Below are 24,807 nucleotides of genomic sequence, written 5' to 3'. Positions count from 1 at the left end.
GCCTGCGGACAGCCCGCCCTCCCCAGTCGGCGGTTTCGTCAGCCCTTGGAGAGCGGCAGGGCGACGAAGCGGTTCTGATCGCCCTGGCGCAGCTGGAACAGTGCCGCCTTGCGGCCCGACTTCGCAGCATCGGAGAGCGCATCGGACACGTCGCGGCGGCTGGTCACCGACTTGCCGTTGACCGAGACGATCACGTCGCCGGGCTGCATGCCCTTTTCGGCGGCGGTGGAATCCGGGTCGATGTCCGTCACCACGACGCCGTCGCCGTCCTCGGACGGGGTCAGCGTCAGGCCATAGCCGGACAGCGAGGACGGATTGGTCGGCACCCGCTGGCTGTTGCCGCCATTTGCCGAGGCCGCCTCGTCGAGGGCCGACAGGTTGCCGAGAGTGACGTTGATGGTCTCCGCCTTGTTGTTGCGCCAGACCGTGACCTCGACCTTCGACCCGGGACGGTCGTTGCCGATCAGCCGGGCGAGTTCGCGCGGACCCTCGACGGTCTCGCCGTTGACGGCGGTGATCACGTCGCCGGTCTTGATCCCCGACTTGGAAGCCGGCGTCTCGTTGTCCGGCAGGGTGACGATGGCGCCCTTGGCGTCGGCAAGGCCGACCGCCTCGGCGATGTCGTCGGTCACCGGCGCGATCTGGACGCCGAGCCAGCCGCGCTCGACCGAGCCGTTGTCCTTCAGCGACTGGATCACGTCCTTGGCGACCGATGCCGGGATGGCGAAGGCGATGCCGACATTGCCGCCCGACGGCGAGAAGATCGCGGTGTTGATGCCGATGACCTGGCCTTCGAGATTGAAGTCGGGGCCGCCGGAATTGCCGCGATTGACCGCCGCGTCGATCTGCAGGAAGTCGTCATAGGGGCCGGCGCCGATGTCGCGGCCGCGGGCCGAGACGATGCCGGCCGTCACCGTGCCGCCGAGGCCGAACGGATTGCCGACGGCCACCACCCAGTCGCCGATGCGGACCTTGTCGTCGTCGCCCCAGGCCACGTAGGTGAACTTGCGGTCGCCGCCATCGACCTTCAGCAGCGCGAGGTCGGTGCGCTTGTCGGTGCCGATCAGCTTGGCGTTGTACTCCTTGCCATCATCCATCACCACAGTGTACTTGGAGCCGCCGTCGACGACGTGGTTGTTGGTGACGAGGTAGCCGTCGTCGGAGATGAAGAAGCCCGAGCCCTGGGCGACCGCGTGGCGCGGTGCCTGCCGGCCGTGCGGCATTCCCGGGAAACCCTGACCGCCGGGGCCGCCCGGGATGTCGAAGAAGCGCCGGAGCGGATGATCCCGCGGCAGGTTGTCGAAGGGGTTCTGCGCCTGGTCGTCCTCGTCGTCGGCCGCCGGCTTGATGTCCTCGTCGACCCGCACGGACACGACGGCCGGCGAGACCTTGGAGACGACGTCGGCAAAGCCGAAGCTCTGCTGCGGCGCGTCGACATGCACCGGATCGGCGAAGACCGGGAGCGTGTTGGCGACCATGCCGCCGGCGAGAGCCGCGCCGGCGACGCCGGCCGCCAGGGCACCGGCGAGAAGCCGGCTGCGCTTGGTGCGGGGCTGTTGATCCTGCTGCATCTTGGTTCCTTTCAAGCGACCTTTAAGAATTTCGAAGCCGGAAGCCGCGAGATGGTCACGCCACCCCCTGCTGTCCATAGCAAGTTAGGGAGGCACATCTTACGAGAGTTTATCTGGCGCGTGAAAACTCGGTAAGGTTTTGAAAGACTCGGGCCAAAGCTCAGCGGAAGATGGGCGAAGGGGCAAAAGAGCGGACTCAAACATCTGTGATGGCTGAGTGTTCGCCGTTTCCGGCCCGCGCCCCCCGGCGCGCCGGCTACAACCGCCGCTCGCCGGTGATCCTTGCGATCGTCGCCTCCTCGGCGGAGGAGAGCTCGGCCGGGGCCTTGCGCTTCCGCCGGCCCGAGACGGTGACGACGGCGAGCACGAGGCCTGCGAGCAGCACGACCAGCGGCGTCGCCCACAGCGCCAGATTCGCCCAGTCGAAGCGCGGCCGCAAAAGCACGAATTCGCCGTAGCGCGAGACGAGGTAGTCGATCACTTCCTCGTCGGTATCGCCCGCCTCGATGCGCTGGCGGACGAGAAGCCTGAGGTCCCGCGCGAGATCGGCGTTGGAATCGTCGATCGACTCATTCTGGCAGACGAGGCAGCGCAGCCCCTCGGAGAGCTTGCGGGCCCTCGCCTCGAGTGCTGGATCGGCCAGCATCTCGTCCGGATTGACGGCGAAGGCGGGCGTCACGACGACGCCAGCCGGCACCGCTGCGAGGATCAGCGCCAGCGACGCGATCAGCAGGAAGAAGCGCCGAACCGCCATGCCGTCAGGCTCCGGCCGCCAGAGCGGCGCGCTGCCGGCTCCTGGTCGGAGCGCCGACCCGCAGCCGCCGGTCGGCCAGCGACACCATGCCGCCGATGCCCATGATCAAAGCCCCGACCCAGATCAGCGTCACCAGCGGCTTCCACCAGGCGCGCACGACGATCGACTGCTTGTCCTCGGACGGGTCGCCGAGCGACAGGTAGAGCTGCGAGAACCAGGTGGTCCAGATGCCGGATTCCGTGGTGGTCATCTGCCGGGCCGGGAAGAAACGCTTGGAGCTTTCGATCCGTGCCACCTCGACGCCGCCGCTGCGCACCGAGAATGTCGCGGCCTGGGCCTCGAAATTCGGCCCGGCGCGCTGGTCGATCCGGTCGAAGGAGAGCGTATAGCCGGCGATCTCGATCGTCTTGCCGGGCGCCATGGTGGTGATGACTTCCTGCTGGAAGCTCGACACCGAGACGATGCCGAGCAGCGTCACGCCGAGGCCGAAATGGGCGAGCGTCGTCCCGAAGGCGGAGCGCGGCAGGCCGAGGAGGCGCGACAGGCCGGTGCGCCAGCCGGCCTTGATGAAGGCCGCCTTCAGGAAGAGATCGGTGAGGCTGCCGGCGAGCAGCCAGAAGGCCAGCGCGAAACCGAAGGCGGTGAGCACCCGCGTACCGCCGGTGAAGGCAAGGACGCAGACAAGCGCCGCAAGCGCACAGCCGGCGGCGAAATAGAGCCTCTGGGCGGCGCCGAGGAGATCGCCGCGCTTCCAGCCGAGCAGCGGGCCGAACGGCACGGCGAAGAGCAGCGGCACCATCAGCGGCCCGAAGGTGAGGTCGAAGAACGGCGCGCCGACCGAGATCTTCTTGCCGGCGACGACCTCGAGGAACAGCGGATAGAGCGTGCCGACGAGCACCGTCGCCGCCGCCGTCGTCAGGAACAGGTTGTTGAAGACCAGCGCACCCTCGCGGCTGATCGGCGCGAACAGGCCGCCGCCTTCCAGCGACTGGGCCCTGAGGGCGAAGAGAAACAGCGCCCCGCCGATGAACAGGCAGAGGATGCAGAGAATGAAGACGCCGCGGGTCGGATCGGTGGCGAAGGCATGCACCGATGTGAGGACGCCGGAGCGGACCAGGAAGGTGCCGAGCAGCGACAGGGAGAAGGTAAGGATGGCAAGGAGGATCGTCCAGATCTTCAGGGCCGCCCGCTTCTCCATCACCAGCGCCGAATGCAGCAGCGCGGTGCCCGCCAGCCAGGGCATGAAGGAGGCGTTCTCGACCGGATCCCAGAACCACCAGCCGCCCCAGCCGAGCTCGTAATAGGCCCAGTAGGAGCCCATGGCGATGCCGAGGGTGAGGAAGATCCAGGCGATCAGCGTCCAGGGCCTGATCCAGCGGGCCCAGGCGGCGTCGATGCGCCCGTCGATCAGCGCCGCGATGGCGAAGGAGAAGGCGATCGAGAAGCCGACATAGCCGAGATAGAGGAGCGGCGGATGGATCGCGAGGCCGATGTCCTGGAGGATCGGGTTGAGGTCCTGCCCCTCCATCGGCGCCGGGTCGAGCCGCTCGAACGGGTTCGAGGTGAGGAGGATGAAGAACAGGAAGGCGGTCAGGATCCACGCCTGGACCGACAGTACGTTGGCCTTCAGCGTCGCCGGCAGGTCGCGCCCGAACAAGGCGACGAGAGAGCCGAAGAAGGCGAGGATCAGCACCCAGAGCAGCATCGAGCCCTCGTGGTTCCCCCAGGTCGAGGTGAACTTGTAAAGGAGCGGCTGCTGCGAGTTGGAATTCTGGAAGACGTTGAGGACCGAGAAGTCGGAGGTGACATAGGAGGTCATCAGCGACGCGAAGGCGATGGCGATGAGGACGAAGCCGCCGGTCGCGGCGATGGTGCCGGTTTCCATCAGCCGCTGGTCGCCGGTCCTTGCGCCGATCAGCGGCAGCACCGACTGGACCAGCGCCACGGACAGCGACAGGACGAGGGCGAAATGTCCGATCTCGACGATCATGAGCCGGCTCCCATCGGCGCCGCGGAGACCGTCTTGTCGGACTTGTCGACGAGGCCTTTGCCGTCTTCCCAGAGACCGCGGGCCTTCAGGTCGTCGACGACCTCCTTCGGCATGTAGTTCTCGTCGTGCTTGGCGAGCACCGTGTCGGCGACGAAGACGCGGTCCGGGCCGAGCGTGCCCTCGGCAATCACCCCCTGCCCCTCGCGGAAGAGATCCGGCAGGATGCCGGTATAGGTGACCGGCACGCTGTCCACCGTGTCCGTCACCCGGAAGCTGACATGGGAGGAGCCGTCGCGCTTCACCGACCCGTCCTCCACCAGCCCGCCGAGGCGGATCCGCTGGGCCGGCCCGGGGGCATTCTTGACGAGTTCGGTCGGCGACTGGAAATAGGCGACCGAACTCGACAGCGCCGTGAGCACCAGCCCGAGGGCACCGCCGACGACCAGAAGCATCGCGCCGATCGAATAGAGTCGCTTGGCCTTGCGGGTCATCGGGAGGTCGCCTCCGCTCCGGTGGTGAGACCGATTTCGTCGGCAAAAGCGGCGATTTCGCGGGCCGCGGCCGAATCCGCCGGGAAGCTGCGACGGGCCTCGCCGAGCGCCGTCTTCGCCTCCTCGGTCTTGCCGAGCACCGTATAGGAGCGGATCAGCCGCTTCCAGCCCTCGACATCGTCCGGGTTGTCCTTCAGCCGGGCGGCAAGGTTGGCGACCATGCCCTCGATCATCGACTGGCGGTCGCCCGCCGACATTTCGGATGCTGCGGCCATGGCGGCGGCGTCGGGGCCCTTGAAGCCGTCGGTGCCCTCGCCGGCGCTTTCGTCCGGTTTGCCCGCCGCGGGGGCCGCAGGCGCGCTGGCCGACGCCGCTGGCTTGCCGAGACGCTGCTGCGCATCGGCGAGCCCGGCCTGGGCGATCTGCAGCCAGGGCGCGTTCTTCGGGCTTTGCGAGATCAGCTCGCTCCAGCGGGTCTCGGCATCGCCGGCCCGCTGCTCCTGCGAGGCGTCGAGGGCGAGGAAGAACTTCGCCGGCAGGTAGGACGGGTTGAGTTGCAGGGCCCGCTCGAAGGCCGCCTTAGCCGTGTCGGTGACCTCGCCGCTGGCAGTCTCGGTGATCGCCTCGCCAAGACCGCCGAAGCGGCTCGCCGAAGGTCCGTTGAGCTCGATCGCCTTGCGATAGGCGGTGACCGCATCGGCCGGCCGGTTCATCCTCAGATAGATCGGTGCCAGGACTTCCCAGCCATTGCCGTCCTCGGGGTTGGTCTTCAGCCGGGCCTCGGCCTTCTGGACGAGGCTGGCGAGATCGAAATCGTCGCCCTGCGGCTTCGGCTGCTCGCGAAAGGCCAGTGGCTGGTCCGGCAGCTTCGGATCGCCCACCTCGTGATAGAGCACGAAGGCGAGGACCGGGACGGCGATGGCGGTGAACAGGCTGGCGGCAAGCGCGATCGGCCTGCCGAGGGAGCGGCCGGAGGCGGCGCTCGAAGCCTGCGCCCGTTCGGACGCCCGCAGCAGACGGCGGCCGATCTCGGCCCGTGCCGAAGCCGCTTCCGCCTCGGCGATGGCGCCGCGATCACGGTCTCCCTCGAGCTCCCGCAGCTGGGCGGCATAGACCTCGACGTCGTGCTCGGCTGCCAAATCGGCCGAACCGCCCTTCCCGCGCAGCAGCGGCCAGACGATGGCCAGGGTGACGACGGCCGTCATCGCGGCTGCAACGATCCAGAAAATCATGCGCTACATCTATCCGCGCGCTGCCCGCCGAACAATGGCGGTCGCTTCCTCGTTTCGACCCTTTCGGGCCGCGCCGCCGGCTCGAGCGGTGCGCCGTGCGATCGAGCGACCGACCAGACCGGCACGACCGAGCTCGCTCCGACAGGGGCCCGTCGCGACCTAACAGACTGACGGGTCGAAGCCCATTCAATTCGTCCGGAGGGCGTGGCGCCAGGATCGCCCCGAAGAAGACATCTGACCGGCAGGCGGCGCGTCGGTCCGGATGCTCAGGCGACCGGCTTCCAGAGGCCGCTCTCGGTCTTGCAGGCGACGCCGGTGGTCTTCACCGGCTTCGAGCCGGCCGACAGCACATGCGTATAGGCGCGGCAGTCCTGCGAGCCGACCCGGTAGACCTGCGTCGGCACCACCTCGCCGCTGTAGCCGTCCTCGCTCCAGCGCACAGCCTGGCCCGCCGGGCTGAACTGCAGCGCCTGGAATTCCGCTTCGAGCGCCTTGGTCCTCACCCGGTCCGGCATCTCGGCCGCGAAAGCCGTCTGGCCGACAAGGCCGCCGTTCAGTGCCACGGCACCGGAGGAAAAGGCGCTCTGGCTCGCCGGGCCGAAGACCGCGCAGCCGCTCATCGGCAGGATCGAAAGGAGGACGGGAATCGCCGTTGCCAGTCTCATCTTGTGGGTCCGCAGCGGGAGGAACGGGTCGGTCGAAGCATCGACGCCTTCGATTTCTCCCTCGGACCGCCGATGTCAAGGAGACCATGCGATACACAAACGGGAAGGTTGTCACTCGCAATCATGAGCGCAACCCGCCGGGATGGCAAGGCTTTCGCGGCTGTCGAGAGATGGCGAAACAGGCCCTCCATCGCCGATTTCGGGCCCCGGGGCGGCTGACCAAATCCGCCCGCTGCGGCAGCAGGGTCACAGTCTGCCGATGCTCGCGGCGGCGTCACGGCGAAAAGTGGATGAGCCTCAGCCGATCCGCGGCAGCACCACCTTCGCCGCGAGGCCGCCGAGTTCGGAGCGGGTGAGTTCGAGCATGCCGCGATATTCCGCGGTGATGTCGCGGACGATCGACAGGCCGAGGCCGCTGCCGGGGGTCGCCTCGTCGAGACGGCGACCGCGCTTCAGGGCCTCACGGATCTCGTCGATCGAGAGCCCCGGCCCGTCGTCCTCGACGATGACGGCGAGGCGGTCGGCCCCCTCCGCCCGGCAGCTGAGAGAGATCTTGCTGCGTGCCCACTTGCCGGCATTGTCGAGAAGATTGCCGACGACTTCCTCGAGATCCTGCCGCTCGCCGGCAAAGACCAGATCGCCGGTCGTCGTCGCGTCGAAGGCGACGTTAAGATCCGGATTGAGCTTGGCGACGACCCTGACGATGCGCTCCAGCACCTCGCGGACCGGGGCGCGGAAGACGACGCTCTGGGTCTGCGCGGCCATCCTGGCGCGGTCGAGATAGTGTTGCACCTGGCTCTTCATCCGCACCGCCTGCTCATCGACCACCCGCCCCTTCTCGCCGCCGATCGTCGCGGCCTCGTTGGTGAGGATGGCGATCGGCGTCTTCAGCGAATGGGCGAGATTGCCGACCTGGGTGCGCGAGCGCTCGACGATCCGCCGGTTGTTGTCGATCAGCGCGTTCATCTCGACCGCCAGCGGCTCGATCTCTGCCGGAAAGCCGGTGCGCAGCCGCTCCGAGCGGCCTTCGCGGACTTCGGCGAGGGAGGCGCGGACACGGGCGAGCGGGCGCAGCGCGACGAGCAGCACGACGGCGTTGACGAGCACCGTGCCGAGGCCGACCGTGCCGAGATAGTAGAGCAGCGTCCGGTCGAAGGCCCGGATGTCGTCGGCCACCGAGGAAAGGCTGCCCATGACGCGGAAACGCGCCGTGTGGTTCTCCGAATCGAGCACCACCTCGGTCTCCAGCACTTCCAGCATCTCGCCGTTGAGGCCCGCCTGCTCGTAGGAGCGACGATACATCTGGTCGAAGGGGAAGTCGGCGACAGGCGCCTGCGGGATCGTCAGGAGGACGAGGGAGGCGGAGGTCAGCCGGCCAGAGGTGTTGTCGGACGCCGGCAGCACCTCCCAGTACCAGCCGGAGAGCGGGCGGGCATAGCGAAGGTCGCCGAGGTCGGGATTGCCCTGCAGCCGGCCGTCGTCATCGACGCTGACGGCATTGACGAGATTGTAGAGCTGGGCGCCGAGGAGATTCTCGAAGCCCTGGCGGGCCGTGCGTTCGTAGAGGGTGGAGATGAGGACGCCGACGACGAACAGCGCGAGGATCGCCCAGATGCTGGTGAGGAGGATCACCCGGGCGGTCAGCGAGCGCGGCTGCAGGAGTGTCGCGGTGGCGCTGCGCACGCTCGATGCGCGACGTGACAGGCCGCTCCCGAGGCGGAGGGAGCGCGAAGCGCTCAGCCCTCGCCTCCCGTATCCTGCATGCGGTAGCCCTGGCCGCGCACCGTCTCGATCAGATCGGCGCCGAGCTTCTTGCGAAGCCGTCCGACAAACACCTCGATGGTGTTGGAGTCGCGGTCGAAGTCCTGGTCGTAGAGATGCTCGATCAGCTCGGTGCGCGAAACGACGGCGCCCTGATGGTGCATGAGATAGTCGAGCAGCCGGTGTTCGTGCGAGGTGAGCTTCAGCGGCATGCCCGAAACGGTCACCCGTGCCGTGCGCGTGTCGAGGCGGACCGGGCCGCAGAGGATTTCCGACGAGGCATGGCCGGCGGCGCGGCGGATCAGCGCCCGCACCCGGGCGAGCACCTCCTCGACGTGGAACGGCTTGGTGACGTAGTCGTCGGCGCCGGCGTCGATGCCGGCGACCTTGTCGCTCCAGCGGTCGCGGGCGGTGAGGATCAGCACCGGCATCGACCGGCCCTCGCGGCGCCAGCGTTCGAGCACGCTGATCCCGTCCATCTGCGGCAGGCCGATGTCGAGGACCACGAGGTCGTAGGGCTCTGTATCGCCGAGGAAATGCCCTTCCTCGCCGTCGAAGGCGCGGTCGACGACGTAGCCGGCGCCGGTCAGCGCCTCGGTGAGCTGGCGGTTCAGGGTCTCGTCGTCCTCGACGATCAGAATGCGCATCGCTGTCGACTCACTGCTTCCGGCGTTTGGCCATCAAAGCTCCGTCCCAGCCTTTGCCGGCGATTTCACGGCGAGCGGCTTACGGCTTGATGGTGACTGTCTGCTTGCGCGGCCGCTGGTTGCCCTTGCCCGGCACGAGCACGGTGACGACGCAGACGGTCTGGCCACCCTGGTTCTGGGTCGAGACGGAGAGCACCTGCCCGCCGGTCTGCCGCGCCGCGCGGCTCGCCGCGCTGGAACAGTCGGCGGCCGCGACGAGGACCCCCGGCTGGCTGGCCTCGCTCCCTTGGTGTCCTGAACCAGTCGCGATCCCGGCCGCAAGCGCATCCTCGCCCGGATAGGCAGAGGCCGGCCCGGCGGCAAGGCCGAGCGTCACTGCGAGCGCCATGATCGTGCGAAGGACGGTCATCCGTGTGGTCCAATCCCGACATCTGCATGCCCTGGCCATCCCTGGTAGGCTGCAATGCCCGGGGAGCGCTGGCGTGTTCCTGTTTCCGGTGGGATGGCCCTCGTCGCCGTCGCTGCCGGGCAGTCGCTTCGGTCGGGACGCCAACATCGATTCCATTCCACTGGTCCAATCGAGATTCCGGCCGATCGGGGCACCTCGACACCCCGCTTCTATCAGCGGCCGGCTGAATGACGAATGAATGCCTCCCGCAGGTGGCAGATTGCCAGGGGACAATAGGCAAGCTTCGTCCGGCCGAACAGGGCGCCGCAGACATTCGGCCCGGCTCCTGCGGCGATTTTTCACCTGCCACGTCCCGGCGCCTCCATCTTCCGACGTCGACCCTTCCCTTCTCACAGCGGCCGAAGGAAGCGGGCACGCCGCACCGTGCCGGCGCCCCAGACCGGGCTGAGCTGGGCGACGGCGATGTCGAGCGCCGCCGGCAGCGCGCCGAAGCGGTCGATCTGGGCTGCCGTCGAAAGGTTGTAACGGGGCTCGACGGTCTCTACGGTCAGATTGCTCCCCGCGCCGTCGCCGATCTCGACCCGGTAGCGTTCCGCCTCTTCGCCGAGCGGCACCTCGTTCGCCGCCCAGTTGTCGCCACCGATGCGCGTGCGCCGGATCCAGGCGAGCGAAATCGCTCCGTCGCCGGCAAAATCGGCGGAGAGATGCACCGGCGAGAGCGGCCGCACCGACCGCGCACCGATGGCGTGGCTCTGCGAGACGACCGCCGCGTCGCTTCGGCTGCGGCCGAGCGGCTGCACGCGATAGTCGAGGACGCGGCCGATCTCGCCGGCGGTGACACTTAACGCCTCGCTCGACCCGTCGAGAAGGGCGAACAACGCGCCGGTCAGAGCGCCCGCCGCCATCGCATCCTCGGTCCCGCCCTGCGCCCTGAGGAGGCGGCTCAGCCGGAATTCTCCCGGCGCGATTTCCGCGGCGCTCTCGAACTGCAGCACCTCGAACCCGCCATCGGCGCATTCGACGGCACAGACATTGCCGCCCGCAAAGAGCGATGCCGGCGAGACCGAGGCAAGCGCGCCCCGTGGCAGCGACACGGTGAAGGCGTTGGCGGGGTCGACCCGCCCTTCGGGGCCGGGCAGGAGGTCGGAGGTCAGCCGGCCGAGGATGGCAGGCCGTGAGACGCGCGCACGCGGTTTCAGCACGCCATCGTTGGAAAGGCTCGCGACCTCGTATCCGGCGAAGGGCGAGGCCCCGACGGCGACCCTGGCACCGTCGAACCCGCTTTCGCCCGGCGGCAGCGGCAGGTCGAGGAAGGCCGCGAAGGGGCGCGAGGCAAGGTTCGGCCGGGTGGGCGTGGTGGTGACGATCGCATCGCCGCCGGGGACGCTGCCGCGCCATGCAGGCAGGCGCCGGGCCGTCACCCGCTGGGACAGCCCCGTCTCGATCCGCGTCACCAGCCATTCGCCGCCATGACCGCCGAGCGAGAGGACGTCGCCGACGCTGAGCGACAGAAGGCTCGCCGGCACCGCGAAGCTTGCCGTTTCGGAGACGGCGCCGCTTTCGGCGAGGATCCCCGCTGCAAGGCTGATCGCCTCGCTCTCGCCGAGCACCGCCGGCACGCTGACGATCTGGCGGCGCGGCGAGCCGACGCTCGCCCGCATCGCCTCGGCGCTGCCCGCCTGATAGTCGCGCCACGGATCGAGGAAGGACAGCGCCACGGCATCGACGGTCTCTGCCGCCTCCGCCCGGCGCAATTCGACATAGGGCTCGTCGTCGGCGTCGACGAAAGCGGTGACCGCGCTGCCGGCACGCAGCCGCTGCAGCGAGTGCGCGACGAGCCTGCCGTCTTCGACATGGCCGACGGCGCCGACAAGCTGGAACAGGCTTTCGAGGCTGTCGCGCGCCGAGGCCGGGCCGGTCTCCACCCAGCCGCCGAGCACGGCGTCGAGCCCCGTCAGGTCGTAGTCGGAGATGCCATGACCTTCGAGGATCGCGGCGACCAGCCGGTCGAGCGGCGCATCGGCGAGCCGGCCGGTCAGCCAGTGGCCGAGCCGCCAGTTCTCGCCGTCGCTCCAGACGTCGTTGCGTCCGGGAAAGGCGGGAAACGGCCGCGCGTCGAAGGTCCAGAGATGGATCGCCGCCGGATCGACCATCCGCCCGCCATAGAGCGGCGAGAGCGGGTTCGCCGCATCGGAAAATCCGGCGTGGCCGGGCGTCCAGTGGCCGAGATGCGCCGCGAGAAACCGCCGCTGGACAAGGTCGTCGCGCCCGCCGGTCGAAAAATGCGGAAAGGCGCTTTCGGAGGACTTCGGATCAACGAAGAGGTTGGGCTGGTTCGGCCCCTTGTCGATCGCCGGACAGCCGAGTTCGGTCAGCCAGAGCGGCTTTGCCATCGGCACATAGGCGGTCGGTTCGGCAAGCTCTAAGCCGCCGCGGCGCTCGAAATGTTCGTTCGACCACCAGGAGACGAGATCCTTCGGCCGGAAGACCCAGGGCTTGCCATGGGCCCCGTCGGAGATCGGCTTGCGCTGCTTCTCCGCCCGGTCGGCCTCGCTTTCATAGTACCAGTCGAAATATTCGCCCGCGGCGATGCCGGCGGCGAGCCCGGCGCGATCGTGGATGGAGGGCGCCTCGGGCTCTGGATCGCCGTCGCGCCAGTCGGCGATCGGCAGATAGTTGTCGATCCCGATGGCATCGATTGCCGAAAAGGCCCAGAGCGGATCGAGATTGAAGAAGACGTCGCCCGAGCCGTCCTCGGGATGATAGCCGAAATACTCGCTCCAGTCGGCGGCATAGGTGATGGTCGCGTCCGGCAGGATCTGTCTCACGCCTTCGGCAATGGCGATCAGCCCCTCGACGAAGGGAAAGCGTCCCGCCTCGTCGCGGATGCGGGTGAGGCCATGCAGCTCCGAGCCGATGACGAAGGCGTCGGCGCCGCCGCGCGCGGCAAGATGCGCCTGGTGGAAGATCATCCGCCGATAGGACCATTCGGCCGGGCCGGAATAGTTGATGCGGCTGCCGTCGATCGTGAAGTCGCCGGGCGCGGCATTGCCGAGAAAGGCCGCGATCGCGTCCCGCGCCGCCGCGGTTCCGTCAGCGCTGCCCGCCCGGCCGACGGCGACGTCGAGACTGATCCTCCCGCGCCAGGGAAAGGCGGCCTGTTCCGTGTCGCCATAAGGGTCCGGCAGGCCGTTGCCGGCGGGGATGTCCATCAGCAGAAACGGGTAGAAGGTGACCTTCAGTCCGCGGTCCTTCAGCGCCGCGATGGCGCGGATGACGCCGGCATCGCTCGGCGTGCCGCCATAGGCCGGGCTGCCATCGAGGCTGGAGACCGTTGCGGCATCGCCGCGCCGGAGGCCGCTGACCCGCCAGTCCTCGCTCTCGTCGCGCCGGGCGGTTTCGACCTTCGGGCGGATCCTGCAGGTGCCGGCGCGAAGGTCGTCGCCGAACCACGAGACGACCAGCGCCGCCCGTTCCAGATCGGGGCAGAGCGCGACCAGTTCGTCGATGGAGGCGACGAGGTCGCTGTCGCCGAAGAGGATATTGCGGTTGATCAGCCGGTCCTCGCCTTCCGCCAGCCGCTCGCGGACGGGTTTCGGATCGAGCCCGTGCTCGCTGGCACCGGGGATGATGGTGACGGCACGCAGCCGCTCTTCGAGCTCGCCGATCGGCCGCAGCACCTCGCAGGCGATCTGCGGGATGCGGTTGCCCCAGCTTTCGAGCGGCAGGCGCTCGAAGACGAGATAGGCGAGCCCGCGATAGGCAGGCGCATTGCCGGCGCCCTGCTTCACCTCGATCAGCGGGTCCGGCAGCTGGTCCTCGTCGCCCGGATAGAAGCGGACGTCAATTTCGGAGAGGTCGATCTCCTCGCCATCTGCCCAGATCCGCCGGATCGCCGCCACCGGCCCTTCGCAGAGCCCGACGGCGACATTGCCGAAATAGCTGTAGGTGGTGACTTCGGTGGCGGGCTCGCCGCCCTTGCCGCCCTGCCGTTCGGTTTCCTTCTCCTCCTCGAAGCGGGTCGTCCAGATCACCTGCCCGGCCACCCGCGCCGTGCCGTAGACGCGGGCGATGCCGCCGCCCTCGTCGGCCGTCATGATCCGCGCGGTCTCGAGCCGCGGCCCCTCGAAGCGCCGGGTCTCGGCGAACAGCTGGCGGTCGATGGCCGAGCCGGCGAGCGCGCCGGCCGCCCGGCCGATCACCGCGCCGATCGGGCCGCCGAGAAAGCTGCCGAGCGCCGCGCCCGCCGCCTGCAGAACGATGGTCGCCAAGGTTCACTCCACAAGCTGGCTGGACGGGTAACGGAAGGCGCCGGCGATCCGCCCCCGCCAGCTTTTCGGCAGCGCCGTCGAGACGACGGCGGCGCCCTGATAGGCGTGGATGATCCGGCCGCCCTCGTCGAGGATGGCACAATGGGTGGCCGGCGCGCCGCTTCGCCAGCGAAACAACAGGACATCGCCCGGCATCGCACTGTCCGGCTCAACCGGCACAAGGTGCTGCTGCGCCGCGTCCATCAGCCTGTCCGGCCCGGCCCGCAGGCTCCAGGACCTGGCATAGGCGCCCGGCTCCTCGGGCTCGGCGCCGCAAAGCTCGCGCCAGACGCCGCGAAGCAGGCCGAGGCAGTCGCATCCGATGCCTTTCGTCGAGCCCTGGTGCCGGTAGGGGGTGCCGAGCCAGCTTCGCGCGATCCCGAGGGCGCGCAGGCGGTTATCCTTGCTCATCGCACCACCGGCGAGCCGTCGTTGCGCCCGCCGGTCTTGGCGATCGCCAGCCCGGCATCGGTGCCGGGAATATGAGGAAAGCCGCGAAAGTTCAGCTGGTTGGCGAAGCGATCCCGACAGGTCGCAAAGCGCTTGTCGCAGCCCTGGACGATGCGGAAAGGGTCGCCGGCCGCGATCCTCGCGACGATCGTCTCGGCAAGCGTGAACCGCACCCGTCCCGTGGCGAGCGCGACGGCCGAGGCGATGTCCGCGGCGAGACCGGCCGCCTCCCCGCCGTGCATCGTCAACCGCCCGAAGGCGTAGCGATCGGGCGCCGCGCCAAGCCCGGTCGCGGTCTCGACCCAGCCGTCGCCGGCAGCATGAACCTCGCAATCGACCGTGAAGGGCGGCGCGGAGAGGTCGACGCGGCAGCGGGCGTCGCCGAGCACGGCGTCGCAGCGCCGGCGATAGAGCCTGCCGCGCACTGCCTCGAGACGTGCGACGATGCTCCTCAGCTCGGCGGTGAAGGCGGTCTCGCCGCGCCGAACCTCGCCGAGATCCGACACGTCGACCCTGACATGGGCAGAGACGTTCTGCCAGTCGACGACGAAGGTCTCGATCCTAGCGCCGTCGAAGCGGCCGGCGGCGATGTCGGCCTCGTCGATCGCGGCGGCGGAGAGCGCGCCTTCGACCTCGCCGGTCGTCGCACCGAGCCCGAGGGCCGCCTCGGCCTCGCTGGCGGAAAGCCCCGTCGCCGCCTCGAAGCGCGTGTCGTCGAAGCTGATCGCCTCGTCATGGTCGGTGAAGCCGAACACCATCCCGTCGCGCCTCGTCAGGCGCCAGCAATTGGCGAGCGTCGTCACCGGCCGCTCGATCGCCGCTGCAAGCTCCGGCGGAAGCGTCCTCATGGCCGCACCTCGATCAGCGGAATGGTCGGGATGTCGCCGGCCTCGAAGGCGGCGATGTTGATGGCGATCTGGTCGGTGTCGAAGCGAACCGGCACGTCGAATTCGAAGCCGGCGGTGATTGCCGCGCCCAGTGCAGGGGCCACCTCGAAGCCGACGAGACCGGTCGTCGCATCGACGGACGCGACGGTCTCCGCCCCCGCGATCGCGATGCGGACGCTGCCGGCGACGGGCTTTTCGATCGGTCGTCGATAGGCGCCTTCGCCGCTGCCATAGAGCTTGGCCAGCGGAAATTCCCGGGTTTCGCCGTCGCCGGTGCCGATCCGTTGGTCGAGCGGCGTGATCGGCTGACCGAGGCGCGCCGACGCATGGTCGAGCGGATCGCGAAAGCGGAATGCCGTCAGCCGCCCGCGCATCGCCTCGAAGAATTCGAGGACGGCTGCGAGATCCGCGAGGCTCTTCAGGCCCGAGCCCGCATCGTAGCGGCGCATCGAGCGGGCCTGGCGCTGGTTGCGCGCCTCGAACCCCGTTGAAAGCCGGACGATGTCGGTGCGCCGCTCCGGCCCGCCGCTGGTGCCGAAGGCGATGCGCAGCGGAAATCGCTCCTCGCTGAAGGCCTCGATCGCCATGGTCAGACGCCCCTGCGCCCGCGCGCTGCCGCCCGGGTCAGCATTGCCTGGATCTGCGCCTCGGCCCGCTTGAAGCTCGGCGCGTCAGGCGTGGTGACGTTGAAGACGATCGTCTGTCCCTCCCGTCCGGCGGGGGCCGCGACGCCCAGTGTGCCGTCGGCGCCGCGCGACAGAGGCAGGATCGCTTCCGCCCCCGCCTCGCCCATCAGCCCCACCCTGCCGCCGGCCGGAAAATAGCTCGGCGCAGCGACGACGCCGCCCTTGGCGAAGGGCATCACGGCACCGCCTCCCCCGCCGGCAGCTCCGGCAACCGCCGAAAAGAGCTGGCCGATGGCGCTCGATGCAAAATCGCCGAGCGGCTTCAACGCCGCATCGAGCGCAATCGCCGAAAGCCGCGTCGCGAGCTGTTTCAGGGCGCTGTCGAGGGACCGGCTGCCGGTCACGGCGCCGGCGAAGGCCGACGTCAGCGCCGAGCCGAACCTGTCGGCGCGGTCGGAAAGGTCCGCCAGCGCCCGATCGAGACTGGTGGTGTCGGCCTCGATCGCGACGGTGAAGGTCTCGTCCTCGTCCATGGTCTCGTCCCGTGTCGGAAGGATGTTGGCGCGTCAGCGCCGGGCATCGGGAAAGCGGCGCATCAGCCCGGCGAGCTCCCCAGGCGACGGCGCGGCGCGGCCCCGCGCCGGGGCGATGGCGCTCGCCAGTTCGCGCGGCGTCAGCTTCCAGAAGGCGTCGGATGAGAGCCGCAGCAGGCCGAAGCCGACGGCCATCGCCTCGTCCCAGGGAAAGGCCGCAGGCTCCAGGCCACCCGCCTCGCCCCTGGGGGGGCGATTTCGAGCGTCGCCGCTCAGATCCCCGCCGGCGAAGGGTTTGCGTTGCCTGTCCCGGCCGCCTCCCCGTCTGCGCCGCCGAATGCGGCCGTCAGCAGCGCGACGGCGAGCGCCGCGGCGCCGGCCGCGCCACCGTCGATGCGCATGGCGGCGACGTCGCCGTCGGTCACCTCCGCGCCGGTGCCGCGCAGCCCTGCTGCGATGATCCGCGTCAGGTCCCGCGCCGACAGCCTGCCGCCGCGAAACCGCTCGGCAAGGTCGGAGAGATTGTCGGCCGCGAAGGCATCCTCGAGTTCCGCCAACGCCCCGAGGGTCAGGCAAAGCCTCATCTCATGACCGTCGATGATCGCGGAGACCTCGCCCCGCCTGCGGTTCGCCGGCATGGTCAGATCGCCTCGAAGGAGAGCGCGCCGGCCGATTCCAGCGTCGCCTCGAAGGTCACCTCGCCGTCATGCTCGCCGCCATATTCGAGCGCCGTCACCTGGAACGGGCCGGTCACCCTGCCGAAGTCCGGGATCACCGCCTGAAAGGCCGCGACACGGGACTCGAAGAACACTTGCCGCAACGCCGCGTCCGACGCCGCATCCTTGAAGATGCCGGAGCCCGACAGCGAGGCACGCTGCACCCCGGCTCCGCCGAGGAGTTCGCGCCATCGCCCGGCGCTCTCGGAGTCCGTGACGTCGACGACCTCGGCGTTGAAGGCGATCCGGCGGCTGCGCAGGCCCGCGATGGTGGTGAAGCTGCCGTCCCCATCCTCGTCGATCTTGAGGAGGAGATCCTTGCCTTTCTGCGCGCTCATCGATCCATCCCTTGCTCGCGTCGAACCGGCGGCGATCGCCTGCCGCAAACGAAAAAGGGCGGCCCCAAGGACCGCCCTCACCAACTCTCTTGAAACTCGAGGCAACACGCCTTTCCGGTATTGCCAAGCTCGGACGCTCCTTGCGACCGCGGCAAGGATGGCCACCACCGGTTTTTCCAGCGGGTCGGGCGGCGTTGCCGGTGCCGTGTCACGGAGCTGTCTCGAATGTCTGCAACGCAGATGAAGCAAACACGAGCAGCTCTGAAGCGTCACGACGTCCGCAAGATCGTCTCCAGCTTCTTCCCTCTCGCAAGTTCGTCGACCAGCTTGTCGAGGTAGCGGATTTCCCGCATCGTCGGATCCTCGATGTCCTCCACCCGGACCCCGCAGATCACGCCCTTGATCAAGGCGCGGTTCGGATTGAGTTGAGGAGCAATCGCGAAGAACGTCTCGAAATCCGTCTTGTCCTGGAGGTGGGCCTCCAACTCTTCCTGGCTGTAACCCGTCAGCCAGCGGATAATCTGGTCGACCTCGTCTTTCTCGCGCCCCTTCCTCTCTGCTTTGGCGACGTAGAGAGGATAGACGGACGAAACGCTCGTCGTGAAGATTCGGTGCTTGACCACGTCACGCCAGCGGTTCGGTCACCGCCCGAAACCTGAGAATGCCGTGATAGGCGGACGAATCCGCCTCCCGCCGCGCCTCGGCAAATTGCAGCCGCAGATTCACCAGATGGTGGCCCTCGAGCTGCAGCGCGGCGTCGTTCAGCTTGCCGGCGACCTTGTCCATGATCTCGTAGGTCTCGGCCTTGCCGCCGCCCTTCGCCCAGACATGCAGGGTCAGGATGTGCTCGGCGCCGTCCTCGGTGCCGGTCGACCAATCGACCACCGCCGTGCGGCCAAGGGTGAGATAGGGAAAGCTCGCCCGCTCCGGGCGCCGGTCGAAGACTTTCGGCCCGCCGAGCAGTGCCGTCAGCGACGGGTCGGAGGTCAGAGCGGAAAAGATCGATTCCTGCAGGTCAGTGCTTGGATGCGCCATCGCCGTCGCCCTCGTTCAGGATGCCTCGTTCACGATGATTGCTGCGATGAAACATAACTGGAAATGGTTTGACCTGCACCAAGTTCAACGCCGCGATTTTAACTTTTTCGCTACCTTACCGTCTGCGCCGTCCCCGACCCTTGCGAGCCGCCGCCATCTTCGAACGGGGCTTTGAAAATCGCATCGATTTCAGGGGCTTTTGCGAGGCGCGAGGTCGCGGGAAGCCGGCCGGCGTTCCGGTCGCGCCCTGGCTTGCCCCGTTTGAGTAATGCCTCCTCGATGACCTTGCGGAGGCTTGCCGCCAGCCTCACGCGCTTCACCGCGACCTTGAGCTGCATCGCTCAGCGCTCCTCTTCGCAGCGGCAGACGAGATAGCGCCCGCTCTCGTCCGGGTCGTGGACGGAGAGGATGACCAGCCGCCGGCCACCGATGCGGAACGACATGCCCCGCTCGACAGAGACCGTCTTGCGCAACAGCACCCGGTGCGTCACCAGCGCCTCGCGCTGGTCGAAGCGCTCCCGCGCCTCGACGGACAGCGGCTCGATGCGCACCGAGAGATTGCGAACCTCCTGCCATCCGGTTTCGCCGCCGCCTGCCCCGTCAGGCACGATCACGGGTTCGTCCAGGGCGACGCGGCGGCTGAACAGGCCGGGATCGAGAAACAACGGCGCCATCAGAGCCGCACCCGCCGGTAAGGTGCGATCAGCCGCTCGGCAAGCGCCGGCCGAAGCGCCGGCTGCATACCGGGCTCGACGAGCGCCCGCGCCTCGTAGCTTGCGGCGACGATCACCTTCAAAGCGAGCATCAGATCGGCCGGGCGGTCCGCGTCTCCGAAGCCTGCCGAAAGCTCGATCTCGATGCCGTTCGCGGCCTGTTCGATCACCGCCGCCGAGAGCCGGAAGCCCTCGCCGCCGCGGGGCCGCTCGGCGATCGCCTGATCTGCGGCAAAGACGACCGGATTGCCCGCTGCATCATAGGCGGTGACGCCGTCGATCGAGACGAGCGGATGGCGCGTCGCCTCCACCCAGCCGTCCCGTGGTGCCGGGTCGAGGACGAGCTGGAAACTGCGGGAGGACAGCGCCAACCCGGTCTCCCGCTCGATCGCCTCGCGCGCGGCGCGGATCAGTTCGGCGATCAGCGCGTCCTCGTCGTCCCGCTCGATGCGCGCCCAGGCTTTCGCCTCGGCGAGCGAAAGCGGCTCGGCGGCAAGACCGAGGTCGATCGTCGTCATCGTCGTCTCCTGAAATGGATGGGCCCGGCCGCAACGGCCGGGCCAGCTGCGATACCCGCCCGCCGAAAGCCTCAGGCCGAGAAGTCGAGCAGCTTGGCCGCGTCGAAGTCCTGGATTCCGCCGCCGACACGCTTGGTCGTATAGAACAGGACGTAGGGCTTGGCGGTGTAGGGATCGCGCAGCACTCGGACACCCTGGCGGTCGACGACGAGATAGAACCGTGCGAAATCGCCGAAGGCGATGGCGCAGTTGCCGGTGGCGATGTCCGGCATCTCCTCCGCCTCGACCAGCGGAAAGCCCATCAGCGTCGCCCGGGCGCCGGCCGAGGCGGGCGGCAGCCAGAGATAGTTGCCGTCATTGTCCTTCAGCTTGCGGACCGCGGCCTGGCTGCGCCGGTTCATGACGAAGCTGGCATTCTGCCGGTAGCCCGCCTTCAGCTCATAGACGAGTTCGATCAGCGCATCGGCCGCCTCGCCGTCGGCAAAGCCGCCGTCCTCGCCGCTCGCCACCGTTCCGACCTTGCCCCATGTCCAGGCGCTTTCGTCGACCTTCGGATAGGTCATGAAGCCCTTCGGCTGGGTCAGTCCGTCGCCATTGACGAAGGCAGCCCCCTCCTGCGCGGCGAACGCCTGTTCGACCTCCTCGCCGATCCAGCGGTCGATATCGACCGCCGCATCGTCGAGCAGCGCCGCCGTTGCTGCCGGCATGGCGTAGAGTTCCATGGTCGGGAAGGTCAGTTCGGCGAGCTGCGGCGCGGCGGTCTGGTCGCGGTCGGCGGTCTCGCTCACCCAGCCGCTCTCGGCGCCGGAGATCGCGAAGGGCTTTTTCAGGACCGCCGTCGAGACGGTCCTGACTGCGGCGATCGAACGGATCGGCGAGATCGCCGCGAGCCGCCGGCCGATCTCCGTTTCGGTCTCGTCCGGGACGAGGAAGCCGCCATCGGCGCCGGTCAGGCTGGACATGGCCTTTGCCTCGAAGCGGCGGAGCGGCGCCTCGTCGCCGCCGCGCACATAGCGCTCGAAGGCACTCTTGTGTTCGCTCGCCGGCTCGCCGCGAACCGCCCTCTCCTGACCGAGCGCCGGGCGCATCTCCTTCAGCGCCAGGCGCTCGATGCGCTGGTTCTGGGCGTCGAGCGCCGCGGCGATCCTGTCCACCTTCTCGGCAGTGACGACGTCGCCGCCCATGCGCTTTTCCAGTTCGTCCAGCCGGGTGTCGTTCGCCTCGCGAAAGCTCTCGAAGGTCCGCCGCATCTCGTCCTGCAGACCGCGGAGTTCGGGGGTGACCGTCTTCGTTTCGAAGCCGGCAAGCGCGGTTTCGTCCATGTCCTGTCTCCTGTGTTTCCGGATTGATCGAAGGCAGCGCCTCAGGCGACGACCGTGAGCCGGGCCAGTTCCTGCATCGGGAAGGTGACGAGCGAAATCTCCCAGAGATCGATGGTCACCAGCCGGCGGCTGGCGCCGCCCGGCTCGCGCCGCGCCAGGCGGGTGCGAAAGCCGATCGACAGCCCGTCGATGGCGCCGGCCGCAGCGAGCGCCGCGGCCTCGCGTCCGCCCTTGGTGTCGAGGGCGAATTCGCCGGCGACCCGCAGCCCGGTGCGGTCCTCCACGATTTCCAGCCAGCGGCCGATCGGCCTTGCCGGATCGTGCTGCCAGAGCATGCGCACGTCGCCTGCCCTCCGGCCGATCAGCGAGGCGGCGAAGGCGCCAGGCTCGATCCGGTCGCCGGCCAGGTCGGTCGAACCGAAGATCGCCGCATAGCCGATGAAACGTCCCGGCGGCGGCATGCCGTCCCGCGGCAATGGCGCCGCGTTGCGAAAGTCCGCCACCGCGGTGGCACCGCGCGTCTCAAGCCCCGAGGCCATAGCCGACGGCCTCCCGCTTCTCGTCCCGTGTCAGGAAGTCGGCGCTGCCGACCCTCGACCACAGCGCCTCGCGCTCGGCCGAAAGCCCTTCGACAGCGTCGAGGTCGATCGAAAGCCGCAGCTCCGGTTCGCCGAGATGGCTTCCCAGCCAGCCGCCGAGGGCACCGAGGATGCGCTTGACGATCGGCAGGACGGTCAGCCGGTAGAGCGCCCGATTCGCTTCGGCATAGTTGGCATAGGTGAGGTCGCCCGGAATGCCGACGAGCATGGGCGGCACCCCGAAGGCGAGCGCGATGTCCCGCGCAGCGCCGTTCTTCGCCTCGATGAAGTCCATGTCCTTCGGCGACAGCGCCATCGTCTTCCAGTCGAGGCCGCCTTCCAGGAGCAGCGGCCTGCCGGCCCGCGACGCGCCGGAATAGTCGTGTAGCGCGCAAAACCAAATGGCGGGCCGCGCAAGATCAAACGGCGGCAGTTTGGGAGACAAACAACACCGTCAAAGCGGCTGCCGATAATTGCTGAAGGTGGGTCGGCCCGGTTATAGCTTAAGAGGCACTTCAGGAACCTCATGTAGCGCGCGATTTCAAATGAGACGACGCGACATTTCAAATGGGATCAAATTCCGGGCGGGTTTCGCCCGTTCAAAGCATGTTCGAAAGTGTGACGCGCAAGGCCAATGGCGGGCCGCCAAAGACCATACTGCGATAGGTTTGACGATCGCACGAGTTGCGCTGCAATGACGGCGTCGAGAAGATACCAGCGCGGTGCGTGCTAGCGCCGCCTACGGCTCATTGAAGGTCAGTTCGAACCAGCACGCACTCGGAAGCTAAGAATTTGCCGGGTTCTTGGACGATGACGCATTCCGCACCCCTCAGCTTTCTGCAGCGCTCAACATAAGTGTGGAATTCATCGTTGTCGTCGCTTTGCAGGAGCTCGATTGTAGGCCGAGCGCATGAGAATGCTCTCAGCTTCCAAGAGTCGTTGTCACGTTCGCCCCACACGCGCGTCGGCGCAGCTATCGAAACCCATTGTCCCGCCAAACACACGGCTGCGATAAACAGCCCGGCAACACCCTCCTCGCCGATATCACCATCGATCTCTGACACGTTCGCTTCAACGCGCAGAGTTCTTTCGTCCATAAGGGAGATCGCCGCCATCCGATTGCGATCTTCGATCAGGCTCTGCAGCGAAAACGACGTTTGACAGCCGCCAGCCTCGCGAAACACACCGTCATATTTTTCCAACATCTGCAGAACCGGACGAAACCAATCCGGCTCATCCACGCCGTTCATATTGAGCTTGCCAACCTCGACCTGCCCTCGGTCACTGGCTGCAGTCACGACGCGTTCTCCAGATAAGAGTTCGTTGATGAAGCCAAATTCGCTTAACCACTCCGCTATTGGTCGTTCGCCATCAGCCTTGACCTGAAGCTTGACCGTTAGTTTCCGGGTCGCGAAATCGACCTTTATTTCCCCCATCGCCCACCTATACAGAGCGGCCGGTCCGTCACCCAAAATTGCGGCTTCAACAGCGTAGAGCTTGCTAGGCACCGCCTTGATTTCTTGGCTATCTGGATCAACAGTCGACAAAATGCATTCGGTGACTGGCTCGGGTTCGATGCTGACCATCGCGCCTTCGACGTTTTCCGAGATTGAGAGGAAGGGCAGTTCTATGTCGAAGCGCTTTTCGGAAATCTGAAGCTCTCGTAGTGGCACTTGCTTGATCCCAAGGAACACGTCGGCGAGATCCTCACGGCTCATTTCAAAAAATTTAAGCTTGCCGCTTAACCGGTCAAAACCATAACCAACCGTGTCAATTTGGCGCTGCTTCTCCGCCGCATAACGGTCCATCGAAGGCGCCGCCACGGCTGAGAGCGCGTCGTAGAATCCTTCCTTGGTTAGAGGAACTTCAAAGCCCTTATCCGCGCCGAACCCGATTGTCAGTTTGTGAAGCGCGTCCTCCATGCGCTTCTGCCCCTTCCGAAGCCGCTTTAGAATGCTCGCGAGGTTGTCACCAAGAATGTGCACAAACCTCGCTTCAATGACCTCGCCTTCATCTCGATCGTAAACCATCATGCACACGACGGCAGGCTTCAGATCCTTGGCCAAACGTTCTGCGGCTGACAGCTTCATCGTGACGGGGCGTTTGGTTGAAGTGACGGTCTTCACCTGAACGACGACGCATTTAGCCGCGGGACGTTTGTCGTAAGGCATCAAAATATCGAAGCCCTCCAGTGGGAACTCGACTAACCAGTCTTTCCCTGTCCGATCGGGCACGGGTTTACTGCAGTGCAATCCCGCTTTGTCGCATAGGTCCTTGAATTTGTTTTCGCCGATGTCGCCGATGCGCTGAAGATCATTTCCCAACGGCGGCCGTCGACTCTTCATGTTCATTCCCCGCGGATTCACGACACACTTTTTCTAACCCTAAGCAATTTGATTGGAAACGCGTCGGATTGCTATTTTGCATAGAGATTTGCTCGAGGCGCCTGCCCCCGTCGCATGCTCAGCTGTGCCTTTCAGCCATCCTCTATCGCCAGTGCCAAAGTGCTACGCCGACGAACATGCAGAGGCGGCGCCAGCTCGAGACGCCGTCAGCCTTCAGAGCGGCGTGGAAGACGCCGGCGGCCTCGGGTGGCGACCAGCCGGCGGCGAGCAGGAAATCGTGGAGACGCGCTCCGCGCTGAAACTCAGGCTCGTCGGGAGGGAACGCCCAGCGGAGCGGCGCCGGCACAGAAACATTGTGCCGGAATTCCGCGGGCACCGTGACCGACACGCCAGACCCTTTGCAGCCAACGTCCCAGGGCAGCGGCAGGGTCGCGCGGTAGCGGCCGTCCTCGAGGAGGAATTCTCCTTCCCAATCGGTGTAGGCGCTCACGGATCCAGTCCTTCCGGCCAATGGACGTCGCTCTTGTAGTCAAGCGGGATGGGGTTCTGTTTTTTCATGGCCGAGGCCCTGAAGATCAGCAGCTCTTTTCGATCGGCGACGGCCGTCCCGAACGCCACCATCGTTTGGGCGTCCATCGGGTTGTAGCTGTTGTCGGTGGCGATCCACACGAATGGGATGGGGGTGCCGGCAGCGTCCTTCTTGCCGCTCCAGTAGATGTCGCCCGGCTGGGCGCCTCCGACGATCGCCATGAAGGCGGCCAGAGACTTCCCTGCGATGTTCTCGCGATCATCCTGACCGGTCTGGTAGTGCTTGCCGTTGAAGATGACGCCGCTGTTGATGCGCCGGTCCCGCTCGGCATTCACCTGCTCACCGGTCACCGGCGGGATAGTGTCGTCCAGGAAGATTTCGGGCATC

27 protein-coding genes and 1 pseudogene are annotated in these 24,807 nt (G+C 67.4%); all 28 read right to left on the bottom strand.

The genetic code is table 11. The features are described from left to right. Window positions 1-38: 38 nt before the first annotated feature. Complete coding sequence (locus E3C22_RS16870) at window positions 39-1,571, bottom strand: Do family serine endopeptidase (RefSeq protein ID WP_134763225.1); 1,533 nt, start codon at window positions 1,569-1,571, stop codon at window positions 39-41. A gap of 256 nt (window positions 1,572-1,827) precedes the next feature. Beyond that, window positions 1,828-2,325 carry a cytochrome c-type biogenesis protein gene (locus E3C22_RS16865; RefSeq protein ID WP_134763224.1) on the bottom strand — a complete coding sequence of 166 codons (498 nt, stop codon included), beginning with the start codon at window positions 2,323-2,325 and terminating at the stop codon, window positions 1,828-1,830. Window positions 2,326-2,329: 4 nt separating this feature from the next. Next, complete coding sequence (locus E3C22_RS16860; protein ID WP_134763223.1) at window positions 2,330-4,315, bottom strand: heme lyase CcmF/NrfE family subunit; 1,986 nt, start codon at window positions 4,313-4,315, stop codon at window positions 2,330-2,332. Further along, complete coding sequence (gene ccmE / locus E3C22_RS16855) at window positions 4,312-4,806, bottom strand: cytochrome c maturation protein CcmE (RefSeq protein WP_134763222.1); 495 nt, start codon at window positions 4,804-4,806, stop codon at window positions 4,312-4,314. The genes E3C22_RS16860 and ccmE overlap by 4 nt, the downstream gene beginning before the upstream one ends. Then, on the bottom strand, window positions 4,803-6,038 hold the full coding sequence (gene ccmI / locus E3C22_RS16850; protein WP_134763221.1) for a c-type cytochrome biogenesis protein CcmI: 1,236 nt from the start codon (window positions 6,036-6,038) through the stop codon (window positions 4,803-4,805). Before ccmI ends, ccmE begins: the two co-directional genes overlap by 4 nt. A gap of 266 nt (window positions 6,039-6,304) precedes the next feature. After that, window positions 6,305-6,703, bottom strand: a complete 399-nt coding sequence (locus E3C22_RS16845) for a hypothetical protein (protein WP_134763220.1) — start codon at window positions 6,701-6,703, stop codon at window positions 6,305-6,307. Between the two features lie 297 nt (window positions 6,704-7,000). Next, on the bottom strand, window positions 7,001-8,362 hold the full coding sequence (locus E3C22_RS16840; RefSeq protein ID WP_245515062.1) for an ATP-binding protein: 1,362 nt from the start codon (window positions 8,360-8,362) through the stop codon (window positions 7,001-7,003). Between the two features lie 77 nt (window positions 8,363-8,439). Beyond that, a complete protein-coding gene (locus E3C22_RS16835) occupies window positions 8,440-9,111 on the bottom strand; it encodes a response regulator transcription factor (protein WP_134763219.1) in 672 nt (223 codons plus the stop codon). A gap of 79 nt (window positions 9,112-9,190) precedes the next feature. After that, on the bottom strand, window positions 9,191-9,520 hold the full coding sequence (locus E3C22_RS16830; protein WP_245515046.1) for a hypothetical protein: 330 nt from the start codon (window positions 9,518-9,520) through the stop codon (window positions 9,191-9,193). A gap of 389 nt (window positions 9,521-9,909) precedes the next feature. Then, window positions 9,910-13,791, bottom strand: a complete 3,882-nt coding sequence (locus E3C22_RS16825) for a baseplate multidomain protein megatron (protein WP_134763218.1) — start codon at window positions 13,789-13,791, stop codon at window positions 9,910-9,912. Window positions 13,792-13,794: 3 nt separating this feature from the next. Next, entirely contained in the window at window positions 13,795-14,241 is a 447-nt protein-coding gene (locus E3C22_RS16820) for an NlpC/P60 family protein (protein ID WP_134763217.1), read from the bottom strand. Next, window positions 14,238-15,128, bottom strand: coding sequence for a DUF2163 domain-containing protein (locus E3C22_RS16815; protein ID WP_134763216.1), 891 nt, complete (start codon window positions 15,126-15,128; stop codon window positions 14,238-14,240). The genes E3C22_RS16820 and E3C22_RS16815 overlap by 4 nt, the downstream gene beginning before the upstream one ends. Continuing rightward, window positions 15,125-15,754, bottom strand: a complete 630-nt coding sequence (locus E3C22_RS16810; RefSeq protein ID WP_134763215.1) for a DUF2460 domain-containing protein — start codon at window positions 15,752-15,754, stop codon at window positions 15,125-15,127. Before E3C22_RS16810 ends, E3C22_RS16815 begins: the two co-directional genes overlap by 4 nt. A gap of 2 nt (window positions 15,755-15,756) precedes the next feature. Continuing rightward, window positions 15,757-16,326 (bottom strand): phage tail tape measure protein, encoded by a 570-nt coding sequence (locus tag E3C22_RS16805; protein ID WP_134763214.1) that lies wholly within the window; start codon window positions 16,324-16,326, stop codon window positions 15,757-15,759. Between the two features lie 33 nt (window positions 16,327-16,359). Then, the gene (locus E3C22_RS16800; RefSeq protein WP_134763333.1) at window positions 16,360-16,554 is read right to left on the bottom strand and encodes a rcc01693 family protein; all 195 of its coding nucleotides are present in this window, start codon (window positions 16,552-16,554) and stop codon (window positions 16,360-16,362) included. Window positions 16,555-16,598: 44 nt separating this feature from the next. Then, a complete protein-coding gene (locus tag E3C22_RS16795) occupies window positions 16,599-16,964 on the bottom strand; it encodes a gene transfer agent family protein (protein WP_134763213.1) in 366 nt (121 codons plus the stop codon). A gap of 2 nt (window positions 16,965-16,966) precedes the next feature. After that, window positions 16,967-17,380, bottom strand: a complete 414-nt coding sequence (locus E3C22_RS16790; RefSeq protein ID WP_134763212.1) for a phage major tail protein, TP901-1 family — start codon at window positions 17,378-17,380, stop codon at window positions 16,967-16,969. Between the two features lie 269 nt (window positions 17,381-17,649). Beyond that, window positions 17,650-18,003 carry a DUF2200 domain-containing protein gene (locus E3C22_RS16785; protein WP_134763211.1) on the bottom strand — a complete coding sequence of 118 codons (354 nt, stop codon included), beginning with the start codon at window positions 18,001-18,003 and terminating at the stop codon, window positions 17,650-17,652. Between the two features lies 1 nt (window position 18,004). Then, window positions 18,005-18,415 (bottom strand): DUF3168 domain-containing protein, encoded by a 411-nt coding sequence (locus tag E3C22_RS16780; RefSeq protein ID WP_134763210.1) that lies wholly within the window; start codon window positions 18,413-18,415, stop codon window positions 18,005-18,007. 110 nt (window positions 18,416-18,525) lie between these two features. Beyond that, window positions 18,526-18,753, bottom strand: coding sequence for a hypothetical protein (locus tag E3C22_RS16775; RefSeq protein ID WP_134763209.1), 228 nt, complete (start codon window positions 18,751-18,753; stop codon window positions 18,526-18,528). 3 nt (window positions 18,754-18,756) lie between these two features. Further along, window positions 18,757-19,089, bottom strand: a complete 333-nt coding sequence (locus E3C22_RS16770) for a phage head closure protein (RefSeq protein ID WP_134763208.1) — start codon at window positions 19,087-19,089, stop codon at window positions 18,757-18,759. Beyond that, entirely contained in the window at window positions 19,089-19,646 is a 558-nt protein-coding gene (locus E3C22_RS16765; RefSeq protein ID WP_134763207.1) for a head-tail connector protein, read from the bottom strand. Before E3C22_RS16765 ends, E3C22_RS16770 begins: the two co-directional genes overlap by 1 nt. 71 nt (window positions 19,647-19,717) lie before the next feature. After that, on the bottom strand, window positions 19,718-20,968 hold the full coding sequence (locus E3C22_RS16760) for a phage major capsid protein (protein ID WP_134763206.1): 1,251 nt from the start codon (window positions 20,966-20,968) through the stop codon (window positions 19,718-19,720). Window positions 20,969-21,009: 41 nt separating this feature from the next. Beyond that, complete coding sequence (locus E3C22_RS16755) at window positions 21,010-21,507, bottom strand: HK97 family phage prohead protease (RefSeq protein ID WP_245515044.1); 498 nt, start codon at window positions 21,505-21,507, stop codon at window positions 21,010-21,012. Next, window positions 21,491-21,925: pseudogene (locus tag E3C22_RS16750) on the bottom strand (phage portal protein); the annotation flags it as partial. The pseudogene E3C22_RS16750 and the gene E3C22_RS16755, both read right to left, overlap by 17 nt. Before the next feature lie 367 nt (window positions 21,926-22,292). Continuing rightward, window positions 22,293-23,897, bottom strand: coding sequence for a hypothetical protein (locus E3C22_RS16745; RefSeq protein ID WP_134763205.1), 1,605 nt, complete (start codon window positions 23,895-23,897; stop codon window positions 22,293-22,295). A 136-nt stretch (window positions 23,898-24,033) separates the two neighbouring features. Beyond that, the gene (locus E3C22_RS16740; RefSeq protein ID WP_167591808.1) at window positions 24,034-24,381 is read right to left on the bottom strand and encodes a DUF1353 domain-containing protein; all 348 of its coding nucleotides are present in this window, start codon (window positions 24,379-24,381) and stop codon (window positions 24,034-24,036) included. Beyond that, complete coding sequence (locus E3C22_RS16735) at window positions 24,378-24,806, bottom strand: DUF4376 domain-containing protein (protein WP_134763203.1); 429 nt, start codon at window positions 24,804-24,806, stop codon at window positions 24,378-24,380. Before E3C22_RS16735 ends, E3C22_RS16740 begins: the two co-directional genes overlap by 4 nt. Between the last annotated feature and the right edge of the window lies 1 nt (window position 24,807).

The sequence above is a fragment of the Jiella endophytica genome, from assembly GCF_004519335.1.
GTDB classification, from domain to species: domain Bacteria; phylum Pseudomonadota; class Alphaproteobacteria; order Rhizobiales; family Rhizobiaceae; genus Jiella; species Jiella endophytica.
This window is presented reverse-complemented; position numbering and strand designations above follow the sequence as displayed.